4 protein-coding genes are annotated in these 3,481 nt (G+C 62.1%); all 4 read right to left on the minus strand.

What is annotated here, in order from left to right:
• Nucleotides 1–260: 260 nt before the first annotated feature.
• Nucleotides 261–473, minus strand: coding sequence for a hypothetical protein (locus tag VF515_04835; GenBank protein HEX7406962.1), 213 nt, complete (start codon nt 471–473; stop codon nt 261–263).
• Nucleotides 466–1,044: a hypothetical protein gene (locus VF515_04840; GenBank protein ID HEX7406963.1), complete on the minus strand. Its 579-nt coding sequence runs from the start codon at nt 1,042–1,044 to the stop codon at nt 466–468. Before VF515_04840 ends, VF515_04835 begins: the two co-directional genes overlap by 8 nt.
• 439 nt (nt 1,045–1,483) lie before the next feature.
• Nucleotides 1,484–2,947 carry an FAD-dependent oxidoreductase gene (locus VF515_04845; GenBank protein ID HEX7406964.1) on the minus strand — a complete coding sequence of 488 codons (1,464 nt, stop codon included), beginning with the start codon at nt 2,945–2,947 and terminating at the stop codon, nt 1,484–1,486.
• A gap of 89 nt (nt 2,948–3,036) precedes the next feature.
• Nucleotides 3,037–3,481, minus strand: a 445-nt coding sequence (locus tag VF515_04850; GenBank protein ID HEX7406965.1) for an LLM class flavin-dependent oxidoreductase, incomplete at its 5' end; no start/stop codon positions are given.

Raw genomic sequence — 3,481 nt, forward strand, 5'->3', positions numbered from 1 at the left:
GGTCATGATCGACCAGAGCCGAGCCATCGACAACCGCCGGCTGCGGCGGCCGCTCGGAGAAGTCCCGAAGCCGGTTCTCCGAGAGGTGAAGGAGAAGCTCCGGCATCTGGGGGACTTCTGACCGGATAGTGAAAGTCCAAACTCCCTGCCTGACCCCGTCCCTTCTACACGTCACGGGCGTATTATCACGAAAGTCTGAAGTCCGTGCCTGAACCCCGCCCCTTTTCCCCCGTGCATGGCGCCCCGCCTGGGCGCCCGCATCACGTGACGACGATTATGGAAGCGTAGTGCAGATAGAGCTTCTGCTCAGGGGAGGCCGTTATGGTCTGAAGAACAACCAGATCATCGCGAATGTCCGTGATCTTCACGCGAATCAGTCCGAGAGAGGGAAGCGCAACGGTGAACGGTTCGCCCCTCGACTTCAGGAAGTCCAAGACTGCCTTGAAGTCTTTCTGCGCTACTGCGTCACTCATGGGTCTCCTTTTCCCCCGGCGCTGCTGGAGGCGCGAGAAACCCCTCGATCGCGGCCCGTGTGTTCGGGTCCACCTTGATGAGGGTCTTCGCAAGGGCATCGGCCTGCTTAGCAGAGTCAGCCATTGCCAGTTGAAGAGCAGCCTGCAAAACGTCCTTGTAAAGATCTTTCACGTCGCCAGCGCTCAGGTTGCCGTTGATCGCTTGCTCGCAGAGCCGATAGAGAGACTCCCGCAGGAAGAGGACGGTCTGCGTGCGGCCCGCGAGCTCGACCACGTCGCTCGCAAACTTGGCCTGTGCTTCTCCCTCGATGGCCGACTGTTGAGTCTTGATCTTTGCGAGGATCTCACTCGTCTGTTTCAGAGCCACGTCGGGAAAAGGTTCGGCACAAAGCTTGAAGTTGGGTGGGGTAGACGATGAAATGAGCAAGGCTCCGCGACGATCGGCAGCGTAGTCAAACCAGTATGAGGTCGCATTATTGGAGAGGGCGTGCTTGCGCGCCGGGCTTGTTAAATTGGTGCACCCGGTCAAAATGCAAAAGGCCACCAGGAACCAAAGACCTCGCTTTGTCATGTTACCTCCCTTGCGGAGCGCCGGAGCCTGGTCTCAGTAAACGTCTCTGCCCTGCTCCGTCTTGAAATCCACCTCACGCACGCCTGGGAATGCCAGGCGGCTTTCCAATCTCGTCCTCCGACCGCACCAGCCAACGGTACCCGCCGAGGTGCCAACCGATTCAACGCAAGACGTGCGCTGTCTCCTTTTCTTTGATCCCCTCCTCACGGCGCCACACACCGGTTCGTCTGGCACGGGCGCATCTTACTGAGTCTCGCACAATACAGTGACAAGCTTGCATACCGATCTCCCCGAGTAGCGCCCGTCTTTTCCGGGCGCGTATCGAGGGGCGACCGCGGTGGACGTGCCTCGCAAGCATCCCTCGATACGGCGCCCAGAGAAAGGGCGCCTACTCGGGACGAACGGAAGATGTGACCGTATTATGAAAGATTCAGTAGAATCACTTCTCGTCCGTGGCGGCGGCGCTGCGCCCCGCCTTGCGGCCGAAGAACGAGCCATCCCCGAGTGAGATGCCGCTGCAGTATCCGTGCGCGGCGAGACCCGAGGTGGTGCGTCCCGCGGCGTAGAGGCCGGGGATGACGTTGCCGTCGGGATTCAGCACCTCGCCGGTCGGTCGCGTGTGCAGGCCGCCCAGCGTGAAGGTGGCCCAAATGACCTTGTCCGTGCCACAGTCGACGGCGGCGTAAGGTGGTTCGGTGAGCGGCCGTAGCAACTCAGGTCTTTTGTGGAAGAGTGGGTCCTCACCTTGGGCGGCGAAGCGGTTGTAGTACTCGACCGTGCGCTGCAATGAACCGGTCGGCAAGCCGAGGCCTTTCTCGATATCTTCCACCGTCTCCTCGACGCACGTGGGATCCATCACCACCATGTTCCGTTCGAAGATGGCGTTATCGAGGATCAGGTACATGTGGGCATCTTGTCGGAACAGGCACTCCTGACCGATCCGGCCATAGTACGTGTCCTCGTTGATGAAGCGCTGGCCGAAACGGTTGACCAGGATTCCGCGCATGAGCCGTTGCGGCGGCGTCAGCGGTATGGCCACCTCGGCGGCGTCCATGTGGATGATGTCGGCGCCGGCACCCATGGCCATGCGGATGGCGCGGCCGTCGTCGCCGTCCACACCCAGCTTGATGGGGCATTGCCAGCTGCGCGGAGTGTGGCGGGCCACCATCTCCTGATTCATCGTAAACCCGCCGGCGGTGAGCACGACACCGCGGCGCGCGCGGATCAGACGCTCTTGCTTGTCTTGCCGCACGACCACGCCGACGACCCGGCCCGGCTCATTCACCACCAGCGTTTCGCAGCGCGCGTCGCACTCGATGCGAACGCCGCGGCGCTCGGTGGCGGCAATGAGTTTTTGCATCAGAAAGCCACCGGCGGCCGCGGTAAACTGCGGCTTATGCCCGCGCGGCGCCGGCCTGGCGATGCGATCGAAGGGATGGGCGTTCTCGCCACCGGTGAAGACCAGGCAATCGTCGGTAGGCGCCTCCGAACCCGGTTCCGGGTAGAAGCTCATCTTGAAAGGCACGCCGTGGTCGACGAGCCAGTCATAGTGCGCGACGCTCTCGTCGCAAAAGACACGGATCTTCGCCTCGTCCGGTTCCGGTCCGAGGGCGGCCATGAGGAACTTGTACATCTCCTCGGGCGTATCATCGAAGCCGCAGGCCTTTTGCACCGGCGTGCCGCCCCCCATATAGATCTGGCCGCCCGACATCGCCGAGGTCCCACCTCCGCCACTGGCGCGCTCGAGCACGAGCACATCGGCGCCGGCCTCGGCTGCCTCAATGGCCGCACAGGCGCCGGCGCATCCGAAACCGACGACGACCACGTCGGCTTCCAAATCCCATTTCTTTACCTTGCGAGCTTTGCGAACCGTCGATGGGTTGATCTGCTGACTACTTGCCACTGGATACCTCTCCGTTCACTGGGTGTGTGCACATAGGGGAAAGTGGGTCAGGCGGTGCCTGCCCGGAAATGGAACGGTACGCTCCGAGGCTACGCTTTCGCGATGATGTCGTCGGCGTAGCGCCGCAGCGCGTCGATCTTCTGGGTCAGCGTCATGCTGTCCGAGCTCCGGTCGTAGGGGTTGCGGAAGCCGACGATGACATCGGTGATGCCGAGATCTTCGAGGCCATGGATGCCGTCGACGGTGAACGCATCGAATGAAATGACGTGAAGTTCAAACGGCTCGCGCTCGCGTCCGTACTCTTTCCGCAGCTGTGTCAGCCGCTGCAGCATGGCTCCGAGATCGTCGCTGCCGGCGTGCATCCAGCCGTCACCGATGCGGGCGGCGCGCCGCAAGGCGGGCTCGGAGTGACCGCCGATGAGTATCGGGATCGGCTCGGTGGGTACCGGGCAGATCTTGATGCTGGGGATGTCGTAGTGCTTGCCGTGGAACTCGTAGAAGTCGCCCTTCGTCAGCCCGCGGATGATGTCGATC

The sequence above is a fragment of the Candidatus Binatia bacterium genome (assembly GCA_036382395.1).
In the GTDB taxonomy this organism is placed as follows: Bacteria; Desulfobacterota; Binatia; order HRBIN30; family HRBIN30; genus JAGDMS01.

Bases quoted from the DNA above. Each gene is read 5' to 3' on its own strand.
- VF515_04840 (HEX7406963.1), bottom strand. From the start codon at position 1,044: ATGACAAAGCGAGGTCTTTGGTTCCTGGTGGCCTTTTGCATTTTGACC.
- VF515_04835 (HEX7406962.1), bottom strand. From the start codon at position 473: ATGAGTGACGCAGTAGCGCAGAAAGACTTCAAGGCAGTCTTGGACTTC.